This window comes from Serratia bockelmannii (assembly GCF_008011855.1).
GTDB lineage: Bacteria > Pseudomonadota > Gammaproteobacteria > Enterobacterales > Enterobacteriaceae > Serratia > Serratia bockelmannii.
Genome location: NZ_VOUX01000008.1, coordinates 60249 through 76868, shown reverse-complemented (window position 1 = coordinate 76868; position 16620 = coordinate 60249). Strand labels below are relative to the sequence as shown.

15 protein-coding genes are annotated in these 16620 nt (G+C 61.3%); 9 read left to right on the top strand and 6 right to left on the bottom strand.

Annotated features, from left to right (window positions below):
- Positions 1-7: 7 nt before the first annotated feature.
- On the bottom strand, positions 8-481 hold the full coding sequence (locus FOT55_RS11950) for a WbuC family cupin fold metalloprotein (protein ID WP_025304875.1): 474 nt from the start codon (positions 479-481) through the stop codon (positions 8-10).
- Between the two features lie 444 nt (positions 482-925).
- Here FOT55_RS11950 and corA point away from each other — a divergent pair, with 444 nt between their 5' ends.
- Positions 926-1876 carry a magnesium/cobalt transporter CorA gene (gene corA / locus FOT55_RS11945; protein WP_004934262.1) on the top strand — a complete coding sequence of 317 codons (951 nt, stop codon included), beginning with the start codon at positions 926-928 and terminating at the stop codon, positions 1874-1876.
- A gap of 16 nt (positions 1877-1892) precedes the next feature.
- Here the strand turns inward: corA and rarD are convergent, their stop codons facing one another.
- Positions 1893-2780, bottom strand: coding sequence for an EamA family transporter RarD (gene rarD / locus FOT55_RS11940; RefSeq protein WP_025304876.1), 888 nt, complete (start codon positions 2778-2780; stop codon positions 1893-1895).
- 66 nt (positions 2781-2846) lie between these two features.
- Positions 2847-3317: a thioesterase family protein gene (locus FOT55_RS11935; protein ID WP_033636656.1), complete on the bottom strand. Its 471-nt coding sequence runs from the start codon at positions 3315-3317 to the stop codon at positions 2847-2849.
- A gap of 203 nt (positions 3318-3520) precedes the next feature.
- On the opposite strand from FOT55_RS11935, the gene pldA reads away from it, so the two are divergent.
- Genes pldA through rhtC form a run of 3 tightly spaced genes read left to right on the top strand, consistent with a single transcriptional unit; the run spans position 3521 to position 6911 of the window.
- Complete coding sequence (gene pldA, locus FOT55_RS11930) at positions 3521-4399, top strand: phospholipase A (protein ID WP_063989073.1); 879 nt, start codon at positions 3521-3523, stop codon at positions 4397-4399.
- 43 nt (positions 4400-4442) lie between these two features.
- Positions 4443-6278, top strand: a complete 1836-nt coding sequence (recQ, locus tag FOT55_RS11925) for an ATP-dependent DNA helicase RecQ (protein ID WP_060434793.1) — start codon at positions 4443-4445, stop codon at positions 6276-6278.
- 12 nt (positions 6279-6290) lie between these two features.
- Positions 6291-6911, top strand: a complete 621-nt coding sequence (rhtC, locus tag FOT55_RS11920; protein WP_049203601.1) for a threonine export protein RhtC — start codon at positions 6291-6293, stop codon at positions 6909-6911.
- Between the two features lie 48 nt (positions 6912-6959).
- On the opposite strand, the gene rhtB is transcribed toward rhtC, so the two are convergent.
- Positions 6960-7580: a homoserine/homoserine lactone efflux protein gene (gene rhtB, locus FOT55_RS11915; RefSeq protein ID WP_060434791.1), complete on the bottom strand. Its 621-nt coding sequence runs from the start codon at positions 7578-7580 to the stop codon at positions 6960-6962.
- A gap of 148 nt (positions 7581-7728) precedes the next feature.
- Here rhtB and pldB point away from each other — a divergent pair, with 148 nt between their 5' ends.
- Positions 7729-8772 (top strand): lysophospholipase L2, encoded by a 1044-nt coding sequence (gene pldB / locus FOT55_RS11910; RefSeq protein ID WP_043142212.1) that lies wholly within the window; start codon positions 7729-7731, stop codon positions 8770-8772.
- Positions 8773-8776: 4 nt separating this feature from the next.
- Positions 8777-9574: a sugar/pyridoxal phosphate phosphatase YigL gene (gene yigL / locus FOT55_RS11905; RefSeq protein ID WP_025304881.1), complete on the top strand. Its 798-nt coding sequence runs from the start codon at positions 8777-8779 to the stop codon at positions 9572-9574.
- Between the two features lie 54 nt (positions 9575-9628).
- Here the strand turns inward: yigL and glpQ are convergent, their stop codons facing one another.
- On the bottom strand, positions 9629-10708 hold the full coding sequence (gene glpQ / locus FOT55_RS11900) for a glycerophosphodiester phosphodiesterase (protein ID WP_038874121.1): 1080 nt from the start codon (positions 10706-10708) through the stop codon (positions 9629-9631).
- Positions 10709-10790: 82 nt separating this feature from the next.
- Positions 10791-12146, bottom strand: coding sequence for a glycerol-3-phosphate transporter (glpT, locus tag FOT55_RS11895; RefSeq protein ID WP_025304883.1), 1356 nt, complete (start codon positions 12144-12146; stop codon positions 10791-10793).
- Positions 12147-12510: 364 nt separating this feature from the next.
- On the opposite strand from glpT, the gene glpA reads away from it, so the two are divergent.
- From glpA to glpC, 3 genes are read left to right on the top strand one after another with little or no spacing between them, the layout of a single operon-like run.
- Entirely contained in the window at positions 12511-14160 is a 1650-nt protein-coding gene (gene glpA, locus FOT55_RS11885) for an anaerobic glycerol-3-phosphate dehydrogenase subunit A (RefSeq protein ID WP_147823500.1), read from the top strand.
- Positions 14150-15418, top strand: coding sequence for a glycerol-3-phosphate dehydrogenase subunit GlpB (gene glpB, locus FOT55_RS11880; protein WP_147823504.1), 1269 nt, complete (start codon positions 14150-14152; stop codon positions 15416-15418). Before glpA ends, glpB begins: the two co-directional genes overlap by 11 nt.
- Positions 15415-16614, top strand: a complete 1200-nt coding sequence (gene glpC, locus FOT55_RS11875) for an anaerobic glycerol-3-phosphate dehydrogenase subunit GlpC (protein WP_147823499.1) — start codon at positions 15415-15417, stop codon at positions 16612-16614. The genes glpB and glpC overlap by 4 nt, the downstream gene beginning before the upstream one ends.
- Positions 16615-16620: the final 6 nt, after the last annotated feature.

Genomic DNA, 16620 nt, shown 5'->3' with positions numbered 1-16620 from the left:
TTCATTATCAGTGAGGGTAGCGATCGCCGACCTGCGCAGTGGCATACCAGCGCATCACCGCTTCGGTGCCTTCGCCGCCTTCCTGCGGTGCCCATTGCATGCAGTCCTCTTCGGTCAGCGCCTGATACGGGCCCTGCTTCACTTCGAACACCACGCCGCCGGCATCGACCGACAGCACCGCATGCCAGGTAAATGCCGGCATCTCCAGCACTTTGGTTTCTTCGCCGAGCAGGGTGCGCTGCATGACGACGCCGTCATCGTTGAACTGCAACACGACAAAACGACCGCGCAGCGGCGTCAGCAGCTCCCAGGTTTGCGGGTGGCGGTGCGGGCGGATATAGGTGCCGGGCTCCATGGCGATCGCCAGGCGTTGCACCGGGTCGCTCAGCTCTTCGTGTAAGGTGCGGTGCGCGCGCAGGCGGGGCACGCTGGCGGCCTGTTCGCTCATCGCGGTCAGTTCATGGGCGGTAATCTGTTTCATCGTTTAAATCCGCATGCTTGTCGTACCATTAGGGTGATGTCATCTTAGCAACATTCTTGGTGGCGGTAAGCGATCGTCGCGACTTTTTCAGTACGGTTTAAGCGTCATTTCTGCCATTGATCATCGTGATGATTTGTTGCGCAATTATCCCGCCTAACGTGTTGACAGGCTTTTTCTTCTCGGCGTAACATGCGCGCACTATTATCATTGAGGACAGACGCCTTGGACACACCCAGTAGATACTGGCTCACTGACCTGCGCCGCAGGTATAACTTCTAAGGCTCTCCGTTTTTGCTGATAGCCTTCGTGGTTGTCGGCGACCCCGCAAAGTGTCGCTATGAGTCAGATCTCTTCATGGTCTGAAACAATCGGTGATACGCATCCCCTCTGTTTCTGTGCTTCAACGCGTTGTCCGCACCCGTTACCTTCACGGAGTTTTGGCACATGCTGAGCGCTTTTAAATTAGATAACCGCCGCTTGTCCCGTCTGGAACTGGACGACTCGGATGATCTCACGTCATCGCTGTGGGTTGATCTGGTCGAGCCGGAAGAGGGCGAGCGTGAGCGCGTGCAGAATGAGCTGGGACAAAGCTTGGCGACGCGTCCCGAACTGGACGACATCGAAGCCTCCGCCCGTTTCTTCGAAGACGAAGACGGTCTGCATATCCACTCCTTCTTCTACTTTGAAGATGCGGAAGATCACGCCGGCAACTCCACGGTGGCGTTCACCATTCGCGACGGCCGCCTGTATACCCTGCGCGAGCGTGAACTGCCGGCGTTCCGCCTGTACCGCATGCGCGCCCGCAACCAGACCATGCTTGAAGGCAACGCCTACGAACTGCTGCTGGATCTGTTCGAAACCAAGATTGAACAGCTGGCGGACGAGATAGAGAACATCTACAGCGATCTGGAACAGCTCAGCCGGGTGATCATGGAAGGGCATCAGGGCGACGAATACGACGCCGCGCTGTCGACGCTGGCGGAGCTGGAAGATATCGGCTGGAAGGTGCGTTTGTGTCTGATGGATACCCAGCGCGCGCTCAACTTCCTGGTGCGCAAGGCGCGTTTGCCGACCGGCCAGCTGGAGCAGGCGCGTGAAGTGCTGCGCGACATCGAATCCCTGCTGCCGCACAACGAATCGCTGTTCCAGAAGGTGAACTTCCTGATGCAGGCGGCGATGGGCTTCATCAATATCGAACAGAACCGCATCATCAAGATCTTCTCGGTGGTGTCGGTGGTATTCCTGCCGCCTACGCTGGTGGCCTCCAGCTACGGCATGAACTTCGAATTCATGCCGGAACTGAAATGGTCGTTCGGCTACCCGGGCGCCATCACGCTGATGATCCTGGCCGGCCTGGCCCCTTACCTGTACTTCAAGCGCAAAAACTGGCTGTAACCCGGCGGCGCCGGGCTTAGCGCAGCTTGCGTTGGGTGTAGAGCGCGTCGAGGGTGAACAGGATCAGCGCCGCCCAGATAAAGCCGAAGGTCACCAGCTTGTCCTGGCCGATGGTCTCACCGTAGAAGGTGACCGCCAGCAGGAACATCAGCGTCGGGCCGAGATACTGGAAGAAACCGAGCGTCGACAGGCGCAGCCGGGTAGCCGCCGCGGTGAAGCACAGCAGCGGTACGGTGGTGACGATGCCGGCGGCGACCAGCAGCAGGTTCAGCGACCACGGGTTGGCGCTCAGGTGGCTGGTGGGGCTGTCGGCGAACAGGAACAGATAGGCGGCCGCCACCGGCAGCAGCCATAGCGTCTCAATCAGCATGCCGGTCTGGGCGTCGATGGCGATTTTCTTGCGCAGCAGGCCGTAGAAAGCGAAGCTGAACGCCAGCCCCAGACCGATGATCGGCAACGAGCCGAACTGCCAGAGCTGCACCAGTACCCCGGTGAATGCTAGCGCCACCGCCACCCACTGCATGCGACGAAAGCGCTCGCCGAGAAACAGCATCCCCAGCAGCACGTTAACCAGCGGGTTGATGAAGTAGCCCAGGCTGGCTTCCAGCATATGGTGATTGTTCACCGCCCAGATGAACAGCAGCCAGTTGCCGCCGATCAACAGCGCGGTGACCGCCAGCAGCAGCAGTCGTTTGCGGTTTTGGCAGGCGGCGCGCACTTTAGGCCAGTTGCGGCCCAGCGTGATCAGCGCCAGCATGAAGAAAAACGACCAGATGATCCGGTGGGTGAGGATCTCGTCCGCGGACACTTGCTGGATCAGTTTGAAATAGGCCGGGGCGATGCCCCACATAAAATAGGCGGCCAGGGCAAAGAAAATGCCCTGACGCGTTTGCTTTGCGTCCATGACGTCACTCTGGTGGGGAACGTAAGATGCGGTGAGTGTACTGAAGACGCTCACCGCACACAATCATCAGCCGACCAGATAGGTGGCGGTGGCGGTCGCGATATGCAGGCCGTCGTGGTTATGCAGTTCTACGCGCGCCACGGCGACCTTGTTGCCGCTGCGCAGCACGCTGGCGGAGGCGACGAAGTGTTCGCCGCGACCGGGGCGCAGATAGTCGACGCGCAGATCGATGGTGCCCATGCGCGACAGTTTGGCGGCGATCTCTTCTTCGATCAGCGGCTCCATGCGCGTCAGCACGCCGCCGGCGCAGGCCAGCCCGGCGGCGACGTCAAGCACGGCGGCGATCACGCCGCCGTGCAGAATTTCCTGTGCGGCGTTGCCCACCAGCTTGCGCTGGTTGGTGAAGCTCAGCTCAACGTAATCATCGTCGAAGCGGCGCAGCTCCAGGCCAAGCTCGCGGTTGAACGGCATGTGGTAGACAAAGATTTCGCCGATCTTGCGGCGGGCGGCTTCCAGGGTCAATGGTGTGGTCGACATAGCGGGTTTCCGTTTTTCTTTTGCGTTTTAAGGGAGATAACTGGTCAGTCCAGGTTAATGGAATGTTGATTTTATGCTTAACCTTTGTTGCTTTCCAGACTATTCCAATAAAACCGGCCTGCGCTGCGGTAAAACGCCCTTTGTGTGTAAAATGGCCTGATTTTTTCCGGGCTTGCCCTTTTTCGTTGGAGTGAGGAGAGGTTATGCGCATTTTGTCAGGGATCGTTTCCGCCACGCTGCTGATGCCGGCGCTGGCATTGGCTGAGGAAGCCAAAGAGCAGCAGATTCACGATAAGCCGGCGGTGCGGGGCAGCATTATCGCCAACCTGCTGCAGGAGCACGATAATCCGTTCACGCTGTATCCTTACGATCCCAATTACCTGCTGTACACCGACACCAGCGATATCAACAAAGAAGCCATCAAGACGTACAACTGGGCCGACAAGGCGCGCAAGGACGAGGTGAAATACCAGCTTAGCCTGGCGTTTCCGCTGTGGCGGGGCATTGCCGGCGACAACTCGGTGCTCGGCGCGTCTTATACTCAGCGCTCCTGGTGGCAATTGTCCAACCGCGGCGAGTCTTCGCCGTTCCGCGAGACCAACTACGAGCCGCAGCTGTTCGTGGGGTGGGCGACCGATTACCGCTTTGCCGGTTGGACGCTGCGCGATATTGAAATCGGCGTGAACCATCAATCTAACGGCCGCTCGGATCCGACGTCGCGCAGCTGGAATCGCGGCTATGCGCGGCTGATGGCGCAAAACGGCAACTGGCAGGTGGATCTCAAGCCCTGGTTCCGCTTCTCGGAGAGCTCGAGCAACGACGACAACCCGGACATCACCAAATACATGGGATACTACCGGTTGAAGGTCGGTTACGCCTGGGGCGACAGCGTGTTCAGCGTCGACAGCCACTATAACTGGAACAGCGGCTACGGCGGCGCGGAGCTGGGCTGGAGCTATCCGATCACCCGCAACGTGCGTTTCTATACCCAGGTATTCAGCGGCTACGGCGAATCGCTGATCGACTATAACTTCCGGCAGACACGGGTGGGCGTTGGTGTCATGCTGAACGATATTATGTAATCATACCCGCTGGGTGTGTACCGATGAAAAAATGGGGAAGTGTGTGTCAACCGCAGCAGTGATTAACAGAGAGTTGCTGGCCGAGCAGGTATTGCGCGATACCTTTGGCTATCAGCAATTCCGTCCGGGGCAGCAAACGATTATCAACGCCGCGATCGGCGGGCAGGATTGCCTGGTGGTGATGCCGACCGGCGGCGGCAAGTCGTTGTGCTACCAAATCCCGGCGCTGGTGATGGACGGCCTGACGCTGGTCGTTTCCCCTCTGATCTCGCTGATGAAGGACCAGGTCGACCAACTGTTGGCCTACGGCGTTTCCGCCGCCTGCTATAACTCGACGCAAACCCGCGAGGAGCAGCTGGACGTCATGGCCGGTTGCCGCAACGGTAACATCAAGATGCTGTACATCGCGCCGGAACGGCTGATGATGGAAAGCTTCCTCAGCCTGCTCGACCACTGCCCGCCGGCAATGCTGGCGGTGGATGAGGCGCACTGCATCTCGCAGTGGGGCCATGACTTCCGGCCGGAATATCGCGCGCTGGGTCAGCTGAAACAGCGCTTCCCGTCGATGCCGGTGATCGCGCTGACCGCCACCGCCGACGAGTCCACCCGCGGCGATATCGTGCGCCTGCTGTCGCTGCAGGATCCGCTGGTGCAGGTCAGCAGCTTCGACCGGCCGAACATCCGCTACACGCTGGTGGAAAAGTTCAAGCCGCTCGATCAGCTGTGGCGCTTCGTGCAGGATCAGCGCGGCAAGAGCGGCATTATCTATTGCAACAGCCGCGCCAAGGTGGAAGACACCGCCGCGCGTCTGCAAAGCCGCGGGCTGAGCGTCGGCGCCTACCACGCCGGGCTGGACAACGATCGCCGCGCGCAGGTGCAGGAAGCGTTCCAGCGTGACGATCTGCAGGTGGTGGTGGCTACCGTCGCCTTCGGCATGGGCATCAATAAACCCAACGTGCGCTTCGTGGTGCATTTCGACATCCCGCGCAATATCGAATCCTATTATCAGGAGACCGGCCGCGCCGGGCGCGACGGCCTGCCGGCCGAAGCCATCCTGCTGTACGATCCGGCCGACATGGCCTGGCTGCGCCGCTGCCTGGAGGAAAAACCCGCCGGGCAGCAGCTGGACATCGAACGCCACAAGCTGAACGCCATGGGCGCGTTCGCCGAGGCGCAAACCTGCCGCCGCCTGGTGCTGCTCAACTACTTCGGCGAAGGCAAGCACGAGAACTGCGGCAACTGCGACATCTGCCTCGATCCGCCCAAGCGCTACGACGGGCTGGAGGACGCGCGCAAGGCGCTGTCCTGCGTGTACCGCGTCGGCCAGCGCTTTGGCCTCGGGTACATCGTGGAAGTGCTGCGCGGCTCCAACAACCAACGCATTCGTGAATACGGTCACGACAAGCTGCCGGTGTACGGCATCGGCCGCGATCAAACCACCGAACACTGGACCAGCGTGCTGCGTCAGCTGATCCACCTGGGCTTTATCACCCAGAACATCGCCATGCACTCGGCGCTGCAATTGACCGAGGCGGCGCGTCCGGTGTTGCGTGGCGAGGTGGCGCTGCAGCTGGCGGTGCCGCGTATTCAGAGCCTGAAGTCGCGCAGCAGCAGCGCCAACCAGAAATCCTACGGCGGCAATTACGATCGCAAGCTGTTCGCCAAGCTGCGCAAACTGCGCAAATCGATCGCCGACGAAGAAAACATTCCGCCCTACGTGGTGTTCAACGACGCCACGCTGCTGGAAATGGCCGAGCAGATGCCGATCAAGGCCGGCGATCTGCTGAGCGTCAACGGCGTCGGCCAGCGCAAACTGGAGCGTTTCGGCGCGCCCTTTATGGCGATGATCCGCGACCATCTCGACAATGATGAAGACTGAGGGCGATAAATCATGCTGATGCTGTTTCTCACCGTGGCGCTGGTGCATCTGATTGCGCTGATGAGCCCGGGGCCGGACTTCTTTTTCGTGTCGCAAACCGCCGCCAGCCGTTCGCGCCGTGAGGCGATGATGGGCGTGGTCGGCATTTCGCTCGGCATCGTGGTTTGGGCCGGCGTGGCGTTGATGGGGCTGCATCTGATCCTGCAGAAGATGGCCTGGCTGCATCAGGTCATCATGGTCGGCGGCGGCATTTACCTGTGCTGGATGGGGTGGCAACTGCTGCGTTCCGCGCGGGCGCAGCAAGCTGCTCCGGCGGCGGAGGCCCAGGTGGCGTTGCCGAAGGCCGGGCGCAGCTTTATTCGCGGCTTCCTGACCAATCTGTCCAACCCGAAAGCGGTGATCTATTTCGGCAGCGTGTTCTCGCTGTTCGTCGGCGACAGCGTCGGCGCCGGCGCGCGCTGGGGGCTGTTCTTGCTGATCGTTGCCGAGACCTTCGTCTGGTTCAGCTTGGTGGCGGTGGTGTTCGCGCTGCCGGCGATGCGCCGCGGCTATCAGCGGTTGGCCAAGTGGATCGACGGGGTGGCGGGCGTGCTGTTCACCGGCTTCGGGTTACACCTGATCTTTACCCGCTGACCGGCGGTGAGATGCCCAAGGCCGAGCAGCGATGCCCGGCCTTTTTTGTCAGGCTTTGCGGGCGGTCGCCAGCAGCCCCGCCACCAAAATGAACAGTGAACCGAACACCCGGTTAAGCAGCTGCATCTGGCGCGGCGTTTTCAGCCAGCCGGCGATGCGCGTCGCCAGGGTGGCGTAACCGATCATCACCAGAATATCCACCACCACGGTGGTGACGCCGAGCACCAGGTACTGCTCGGCCTGCGGTTGATTGGGCAAGATGAACTGCGGGAACAGCGCGGCGAGGAACACGATGCTTTTCGGGTTGGTCAGATTGACCAGCACCGCGCGGCGGAACAGACGGCGGCGCGGCATGCTGCCCGCCAGCGCATGCAGATCCAGCGCGCCGGCGGCGCGCCATTGCTGGATGCCGAGCCACACCAGGTAGGCGGCGCCCAACCATTTCAGCAGCTCGAACGCCAGCAGCGATTGCGATATCAGCGCGCCGAGACCGATGCCCACCAGCACGATGTGCGCGCTCAACCCGACCTGCAGGCCGGCGATTGACGCGGCGGCGCCGCGATAGCCGTGGCTGATGCCGGTGCTCATGGTGTTGATGGCGCCGGATCCAGGGGACAGGCTAAGGATAAGCGTGGTCAGCAGGTAGGTTAACCACCAGTCCAAGGTCATGGTTCTCGGCTCCCTGAAAGTGTCGTTTTGTGCCACAATGCGCCGAGGCGGCGCCGTTTTTTGTCAGAATTGAATCACAATACGCTAGTATGATTTCTTGTGCCAGCGGTCACATTTTTCCGCCGGCCCCACAGGGAAAACGCTCTCGATGACCTCGTTCACTCTCAGCTCCGATGACTGGTTAACGCGTGAAACGCAGTTCGCTGCCTTCGCCACCGGGCCGCTGCTGGATTTCTGGCGGCAGCGCGAAGAAGGCGAGTTCAGCGGCGTGGACGGCGTGCCGATCCGCTTTGTGCGTTTCAGTTCCGCGCGGCATCAGCGCGTGGTGGTGGTCAGCCCCGGCCGCATCGAAAGCTACGTGAAATACCCCGAGGTGGCCTACGATCTGTTCCACTGCGGTTACGACGTGGTGATCGTCGATCATCGCGGCCAAGGGCGTTCCGGGCGTTTACTGGCGGATACGCACCGTGGTCATGTGGTAAACTTCGCCGACTACGTGGACGATTTCGAGCAGCTTTGGCAGCGCGAAGTCGAGTCGCGCGGTTACCGGCAGCGCTTCGCGCTGGCGCATTCGATGGGCGGCGCGATCCTGGCGCAGTTCCTGCAACGCCGGCCGCAGGCGTTCGATGCGGCGGCGTTTTGCGCGCCGATGTTCGGCATCCAGTTGCCGATGCCGGGCTGGCTGGCCGACCGCATCCTCGACTGGGCGGAGACCCGTCCGGCGATCCGCGACTACTACGCGGTGGGCACCGGCCAGTGGCGGCCGCTGCCTTATGTGGTCAACGTGTTGACCCACAGCCGCGAACGCTACCGGCGTAGCCTGCGCTATTACGCCGATTACCCCGAGCTGCAGGTGGGCGGACCGACCTACCATTGGGTGCGGGAGAGCATCCGCGCCGGCCGGCAGATTATCGCGCAGGCCGGGGAGATAACAACGCCGCTGTTGCTTTTGCAAGCCGGTGAGGAACGGGTGGTTGACAACCGTTCGCACCAGGCTTTTTGTCAGGCTCTGTCAGACGCGGGGCGCCCTTGCGAAGGGGGGCTTCCGTGGGTTATCAACGGCGCACGCCATGAGATCCTGTTCGAGCGGGACGCGATGCGCGCCGAAGCACTGAACGCAATCCTGCGCTTCTTTGCTCAACACTTAGGTGGCGCGCTGCCGCCGACAACTCCATCAGAGGTTAGAACATAACGCTATGTATCACGTCGTCGCTTCCGATTTAGATGGCACGCTGCTGTCTCCCGACCATACCCTGTCGCCGTACGCCAAAGAAACGCTGAAGTTGCTGACCCAGCGCGGCGTGCATTTCGTGTTCGCCACCGGCCGCCACCACATCGACGTGGCGCAGATCCGCGACAGTCTGGAGATCAGCGCCTTTATGATCACCTCCAACGGCGCGCGGGTGCACAACACGGCCGGCGAGCTGATCTTCAGCCACAACCTGGACGAGGATATCGCCCGCGATCTGTACGGCATGCTGCACGACGATCCGGAGATAACCACCAACGTCTACCGTAACGATGACTGGTTCATCAACCGCGAAAGCCCGGAGCAGGAAGAGTTCTTCCAGGAGTCGGTATTCAAATATCAGCTGTTTGAGCCGGGCCTGCTGGAAACCGACGGCGTCTGCAAGGTTTACTTTACCTGTGAAGATCATGAGCGGTTGCTGCAGGTGGAAGACGCCATCAACGCGCGCTGGGGCGATCGGGTCAACGTCAGCTTCTCGTTCCCGACCTGTCTGGAAGTGATGGCGGGCGGCGTGTCGAAAGGGCATGCGCTGGAAGAAGTGGCCAAGATCATCGGCTATACGCTGCAAGAGTGCATCGCCTTCGGCGACGGTATGAACGATCTGGAGATGCTGTCGATGGCCGGCAAGGGCTGCATCATGCGCGACGCGCATCAGCGCCTGAAGGATATGCTGCCGGAGCTGGAAGTGATCGGCTCCAATGTCGATAACGCGGTGCCGCACTACCTGCGCAAGATGTTCCTCTGAAATAACCAGGCCGTTTCTCTGAAATAACAAGGGCGCCTTGCGGCGCCCTTGGCATTACTTGTGCTGGCCCTGCTTCTGCAGGAACTGCACGCCCTTGTCCGGGAAGTCGGTGAACACGCCGTCGACGCCGGCCTGGTTGTAAATCACGTCATACAGTTGGTTCACGTCGGTCACGTACTTCGGCAGCGCATCGGCGCGGATGGTGAACGGATGCACCGCCAGCTTGCTGGCGTGCGCTTCTTTCACCATGTCGGTCAGCACGATGTGGCCCGGCTTGGATTTATCCGCCACCACCAGCATGTGGTAGTCCGGCCCGATGCCGTCGGCATACTGAGCGATTTTCTTCATCGCGCCCGGTTTGAACATCCAGTCATAGTCGTATTCCACCCACTTGCCGTCGGCTTTCTGCTCGTAGGTTTCCTGCCAGTCGTTGTAGGCGATCAGCTGAACCAGCTTCAGATCCATGCCCAGCTTCGGCTCCAGCTCGTTCTTGATGCGTTTGAGTTCGTTGGCGTCGAAGCACTGCAGGTAGACGTTGTCGTTCTTGCCGGTGTAACCGTACTGCTTGAGCACTGCCAGCACTTTGCTGGAGATGTCTTTGCCTTCCTGCTTGTGGAACCAAGGCGCTTTGATTTCAGGATAGATGCCGATGTTTTTGCCGGTCGAATGGTTCAGACCCTGTACGAACTCGATCTCTTCCTGGAAGGTGTGGACGCGGAAGTCGGATTTGCCCATCGGGAAGCGGCCAGGGTAGCCCTGTACCTTCTTGCCGTTTTCGATGTCAAAGCCTTCGGTGAACTTCAGCGATTTGATCTCCGCCAGCGTAAAGTCGATGGCGTAATAACGGCCGTCTTTGCGTGCGCGGTTCGGGAAACGTTCGGCGACGTCGGTGACGCGATCGAGGTAATGGTCGTGCAGCACCACCAGCTCGTTGTCCTTGGTCATCACCAGATCTTGTTCGAGGTAATCGGCGCCCTGCGCGTAGGCCATTGCCTTCGCCGGCAGAGTGTGTTCCGGCAGGTAGCCGCTGGCGCCGCGGTGGGCGATCACCACTTTGTCCGCCGCCTGGGCGGCGCTGACCATTGAGGTGGCGAGAATGATCCCTGTCAGCAGGGCTTTGACTTGAGTCCGCATTCCGTTTTCTCCGTGTTGTTGGGGGCAGGGTAGTAAAAAGGCCGCAGGGCGGCCTTTAAATCATGCAAAAGTCGTATGACGGTTAGCCGCGCTTGCCGGCAGCGATTTCCGCGTGGTGTTTCTTCTCGTTCAGCATGGTCAGCAGCAGCAGGATAACCGCCAGCACGCCGCCGCCGATCATCACCATGAAGCCGCCGTCCCAACCGAAGAAGTCTACGGTGTAACCGACGATGGCGCTGGCCGCAACCGAGCCGCCCAGGTAGCCGAACAGGCCGGTGAAGCCCGCGGCGGTGCCGGCGGCTTTCTTCGGCGCCAGCTCCAGCGCGTGCAGGCCGATCAGCATCACCGGGCCGTAGATCAGGAAGCCGATGACCAGCATACAGATCATGTCCACGGTCGGGTTACCGGCCGGGTTCATCCAGAACACCACGGTGGCGATGGTCACCAGCGTCATGAAGAACACGCCGGTGGCGCCGCGGTTGCCTTTGAACACTTTGTCCGACATCCAGCCGCACAGCAGGGTGCCCGGGATACCGGCGTATTCATACAGGAAGTAGGCCCAGGAAGACTTGTCCAGCGCGAAGTGCTTCACTTCTTTCAGGTAGGTCGGTGACCAGTCCAGAATGCCGTAACGCAGCAGGTAGACGAACACGTTGGCGACCGCGATGTACCACAACAGCTTGTTCGGCAGGATGTACTGCATGAAGATCTGCTTGGCGGTCAGCTCTTCTTCGTCTTTTTCGCTGTAGTCGTCCGGGTAGTCGTTTTTGTACTCTTCAATCGGCGGCAGGCCGCAGGATTGCGGGGTATCGCGCATCAGGGCGAAGGCGATCAGGGCCACCAGGATGGCGCCGAAGGCCGGCATGTACAGCGCCGCGTGCCAGTCGTTGAACCAGGCCATGCCCAGCAGGAACAGCAGCGGCGGCAGGCCGCCACCCACGTTGTGGGCGCAGTTCCAGATGGAGACGATGCCGCCGCGTTCTTTCTGCGACCACCAGTGCACCATGGTGCGGCCGCACGGCGGCCAACCCATGCCCTGGAACCAGCCGCACAGGAACAGCAGAACGAACATCACCGCGATGCTGGAAGTTGCCCACGGTACGAAGCCCATGAACAACATCACCGCCGCCGCCAGGATCAGGCCGGCAGGCAGGAATACTCGCGGGTTGGAACGGTCGGAAACCGAACCCATGATGAATTTGGAGAAGCCGTAGGCGATAGAGATGCCCGACAGCGCGAAGCCGAGGTCGCCGCGGCTGAAGCCTTGTTCGATCAGGTAAGGCATGGCCAGGGTGAAGTTCTTACGCACCAGATAGTAGGCGGCGTAACCGAAGAAGATCCCCAGGAAAATTTGCCAGCGCAGCTTACGGTAGAGCGGATCTACCTTATCGCTCGGCACACGGGCGATGTGTGCGGCTGGCTTAAAAATACTCAACATGAGCGCCTCCGATGGCTTTATCTGTTATCACATCAATATGACCTTTTACGTTCATTTGATGATTGAGCGGATATCGAATGTGGTGTTTTTGTGTTCCATAACGAGCGCCATTGTCATCAAATACGCCTGGTGTCGCTGTGACGAATGGCGCAATTGTTACACTTTCATGAAACCACGGCGGATTTTGAGCGATTCGTTAACGTTATGAAATAGAAAAACGTCCAAAAATCGTGATTATGATCACATTGATGGTTTTTTGTGGTCATTTTTATTTCGTTTTATGTTCGTTATTGTTCCTTATCAAACAAAGACCCCAATAACCGTGGCTCAATAGGCTCATAACTACCGATCCTGAGGGAGCGACATGAGCAGCTATTTTGACGGCGGCGAAACGGATGTGATCATCATCGGCGGCGGCGCCACCGGCGCAGGCATTGCCCGCGACTGTGCGCGGCGCGGCCTGCGATGCATTTTGCTGGAGCGCCACGACATCGCTACCGGCGCCACCGGCCGCAACCACGGTTTATTGCACAGCGGCGCGCGCTATGCGGTGACCGACGGCGAGTCGGCGCGCGAGTGCATCGAAGAAAACCGCATCCTGAAACGCATCGCGCATCACTGTATCGAGCGCACCGACGGGCTGTTCATCACCTTGCCGCAAGACTCGCTGGACTATCAGCAGCAGTTTATCGCGGCCTGTCGCCAGGCCGACATCGACGCCGAAGCGATCGACCCGCAGCTGGCGCTGCGGTTGGAGCCGGCGGCTAACCCGGCGCTGATCGGCGCGGTGCGCGTACCGGACGGCACCGTCGATCCCTTCCGGCTGACCGCCGCCAACATGTTGGACGCGCGCGAGCACGGTGCGCAGATCCTGACCTACCACCAGGTGGTGGGATTGTTGCGCAGCGGCGATCGGGTAACGGGCGTGCGCGTTTACGACCATCAGAATCAGCGGCGCTATGAACTGCACGCGTCTGTGGTGGTCAACGCCGCCGGTATCTGGGGCCAGCAGATTGCCGAATATGCCGATTTACGCATTCGCATGTTCCCGGCCAAGGGAGCGCTGCTGATCCTCGGCCATCGCATCAACAACATGGTGATCAACCGCTGCCGCAAACCGGCGGACGCCGATATCCTGGTGCCGGGCGACACCATCTCGCTGATCGGCACCACCTCGACTCATATCGACTACGACCAAATTGACAACATGCTGGTGACCCCGCAGGAGGTGGACATTCTGATCCGCGAGGGGGCGCTGTTGGCGCCCACCCTGGCGCAGACCCGCATTCTGCGCGCCTATGCCGGGGTGCGGCCGCTGGTCGCCAGCGACGACGATCCCAGCGGGCGCAACGTCAGCCGCGGCATCGTGCTGCTCGATCACGCCGCCCGCGACGGGCTGGAAGGGTTTATCACCATCACCGGCGGCAAGCTGATGACCTACCGCCTGATGGCGGAGTGGGCCACCGACAAGGTGTGCGAAAAGCTTGGCGTAAACCGTCCGTGCACCACCGCGCAGGACGCGTTGCCCGGATCTCGCCAGTCGGCGGAGGAAACGGTGCGCAGCGTGGTTTCACTGCCCGCCAGTATTCGCGGCTCAGCAATTTACCGCCACGGCGATCGCGCCAGCCAGGTGCCGGCGGCCGATCGGCTCGACACCAGCCTGGTGTGCGAATGCGAGGCGGTGACCGCCGGGGAAGTGCGCTATGCGGTCAATTCGCTGACCGTCAATAACCTGGTGGATCTGCGCCGCCGCACCCGCGTCGGCATGGGTACCTGCCAAGGCGAACTCTGCGCCTGCCGCGCCGCCGGGCTGCTGACGCGCTTTAACGTCAGCACGCCGCAGCAATCTATCGCGCAGCTGTCGCAGTTCCTCAACGAACGGTGGAAAGGCGTACGGCCGATCGCCTGGGGCGATGCGTTGCGCGAGAGCGAATTTACCAGTTGGGTTTACCAGGGGTTATGCGGGCTTGAGGCCCAGGCCGACAAGGAGCAGGAGGCGGATGATGCGATTTGACGTAGTGGTGATTGGCGGTGGCCTGGCGGGCCTGAGCTGCGCCATTGCCGTGGCCGAACAGGGCAAACGCTGCGCGGTGGTCAGTTCCGGCCAGAGCGCGCTCTACTTCTCCTCCGGCTCGCTCGATCTGTTGGCGAGATTGCCGGACGGCACGCCGGTCGAGATGCCGCTGGCGGCGTTACCGCAGCTGGCGCAGCAGGCGCCGCAGCATCCGTATGCCCTGATCGGGCCCGGTCGGGTGGCGGCGCTGTCCGCCGCCGCACAGCGGCTGCTGGCGCGCTGCGGGTTGAACCTGCAGGGCGAGGGTACCAATAACCATCTGCGCATTACGCCGCTGGGCACGCGCCGCGCCACCTGGCTCAGCCCGCAGGCGATCCCGACGCTGCCGCTGACCGGCCAACTGCCGTGGCGGCGCATCGCGGTGATCGGCATCGAGGGGTTCCTCGACTTCCAGCCGCAGATGGCCGCCGACTCTCTGAGCCGGGAGCTCGGTATGCAGACGGACGTGGCCTATCTGCACATGCCGGCGTTGGACAGATTGCGCAATAACCCCAGCGAGTTCCGCGCGGTGAACATCGCCCGGGTGCTGGATTTGATGGAAAGCCTGCCGCCGATGGCCGAGGAGCTGCGGCGGCTGGCGGGCGAGGCCGACGCGCTCTTCCTGCCAGCCTGTCTGGGCCTGGAGGACGATACGTCGCTGGCGGTGCTGCAGGATGCGGTCGGCAAACCGATCCGGCTGCTGCCGACGCTGCCGCCTTCGGTGCCCGGCATGCGTTTGCATCAGGCGCTGCGGCGGCGTTTTCAAAAGCTGGGCGGCGTTTTCATGCCTGGCGACAGCGTGCTGCGCGCCGAGTGCGAAGCCGGCCGCGTCACCGGCCTATATACCCGCAACCACGGCGATATTCCGCTGCGGGCGCAGCAGGTGGTGCTGGCCAGCGGCAGCTTCTTCAGCAATGGGCTGGTGGCGGATTTTGACGGGGTACGCGAGCCGATCTTCGGGCTGGACGTGCACAGCCGCGCCGATCGCGCCGACTGGAGCCAGCGCGAGCTGTTTGCACCGCAGCCTTATCTGCAGTTTGGCGTGCGCACCGACGGCAGGCTGCGGGCGATGAAACAGGGAATGCCGTTCGACAATCTGTATGCCATCGGCGCGGTCGCCGGCGGCTACGATCCGCTGCAGCAGGGCTGCGGCGCCGGCGTGTCATTGATCGGTGCGCTGCACGTCGCGCAGCAGATCGCCGCGGAGGAGTGCGTATGAGCCTGCATCAGGACCACAGCTTTGAAAGCTGCATCAAATGTACCGTCTGTACCACCTACTGCCCGGTCGCCAAAGTGAACCCGCTCTATCCGGGGCCGAAACAGGCGGGGCCGGACGGCGAGCGGCTGCGGTTGAAAGACCCGGCGCTGTACGACGAAGCGCTGAAATACTGCACCAACTGCAAGCGTTGTGAAGTGGCCTGCCCGTCCGACGTCAAAATCGGCGACATCATTCAGCGCGCCCGCGCCGACTTCGCCCAGAGCAAGCCGACGCTGCGCGATGCCATCCTCAGCCACACCGACATCATGGGCTCGCTGTCGACGCCGTTCGCGCCGATCGTCAACGCCGCCACCGGGTTGAAACCGGTGCGCAAGCTGCTGGACAAGGCGCTGAAGATCGATCACCGTCGTGAGCTGCCGAAATATTCCTTCGGCACCTTCCGCCGCTGGTACCGGCAACAGGCGCAGGCGCAGCAGCGTTACGCCGAGCAGGTGGCATTCTTCCACGGTTGCTTCGTCAACTATAACCACCCGCAGCTGGGCAAGGATTTGGTCCGGGTGTTCAACGCGCTGGATATCGGCGTGCAGCTGCTGAAACGCGAGAAATGCTGCGGCGTGCCGCTGATCGCCAACGGGTTTATCGAGCAGGCTAAAAAGCAGGCCAGGGTCAATGCCGAATCGCTGCATGAAACGGTGCTGGAGCGCGGCATTCCGGTGGTGGCGACCTCATCGAGCTGCACCTTCACCCTGCGTGACGAATACCCTCATCTGCTGGACGTAGACACCACTGCGGTGCGCGATCGGGTGGAGCTGGCGACGCGCTATCTCTATCGCCTGATCAATCAGGGGCGCAGCCTACCGCTCAAGCGCACGCCGCTGCGGGTGGCTTATCACACGCCTTGCCATATGGAGAAGATGGGCTGGACCGCCTACACCCTTGAGCTGCTGCGGCAGATACCGGGGCTGGAGCTGGTGGTGCTGGATTCGCAGTGCTGCGGCATCGCCGGCACCTACGGGTTCAAATCGGAGAACTACGCCACGTCGCAAGGCATCGGCGCGCCGCTGTTCCGGCAGATAGAAGAGAGCGGGGTGGATCTGGTGGTGACCGACTGCGAAACCTGCAAATGGCAGATAGAAATGTCCACCAGCAAGCGCTGCGAACATCCGATCACCCTGCTGGCGCAGGCGCTGGTATAAAAACGA

Coding starts and splice junctions, on each gene's coding strand:
- rhtB (WP_060434791.1), bottom strand. CDS start 7,580: ATGACCTTGGACTGGTGGTTAACCTACCTGCTGACCACGCTTATCCTT.
- glpB (WP_147823504.1), top strand. CDS start 14,150: ATGCGATTTGACGTAGTGGTGATTGGCGGTGGCCTGGCGGGCCTGAGC.
- glpA (WP_147823500.1), top strand. CDS start 12,511: ATGAGCAGCTATTTTGACGGCGGCGAAACGGATGTGATCATCATCGGC.
- rarD (WP_025304876.1), bottom strand. CDS start 2,780: ATGGACGCAAAGCAAACGCGTCAGGGCATTTTCTTTGCCCTGGCCGCC.
- yigL (WP_025304881.1), top strand. CDS start 8,777: ATGTATCACGTCGTCGCTTCCGATTTAGATGGCACGCTGCTGTCTCCC.
- corA (WP_004934262.1), top strand. CDS start 926: ATGCTGAGCGCTTTTAAATTAGATAACCGCCGCTTGTCCCGTCTGGAA.
- FOT55_RS11950 (WP_025304875.1), bottom strand. CDS start 481: ATGAAACAGATTACCGCCCATGAACTGACCGCGATGAGCGAACAGGCC.
- pldA (WP_063989073.1), top strand. CDS start 3,521: ATGCGCATTTTGTCAGGGATCGTTTCCGCCACGCTGCTGATGCCGGCG.
- glpC (WP_147823499.1), top strand. CDS start 15,415: ATGAGCCTGCATCAGGACCACAGCTTTGAAAGCTGCATCAAATGTACC.
- FOT55_RS11935 (WP_033636656.1), bottom strand. CDS start 3,317: ATGTCGACCACACCATTGACCCTGGAAGCCGCCCGCCGCAAGATCGGC.
- glpQ (WP_038874121.1), bottom strand. CDS start 10,708: ATGCGGACTCAAGTCAAAGCCCTGCTGACAGGGATCATTCTCGCCACC.
- pldB (WP_043142212.1), top strand. CDS start 7,729: ATGACCTCGTTCACTCTCAGCTCCGATGACTGGTTAACGCGTGAAACG.
- glpT (WP_025304883.1), bottom strand. CDS start 12,146: ATGTTGAGTATTTTTAAGCCAGCCGCACACATCGCCCGTGTGCCGAGC.
- rhtC (WP_049203601.1), top strand. CDS start 6,291: ATGCTGATGCTGTTTCTCACCGTGGCGCTGGTGCATCTGATTGCGCTG.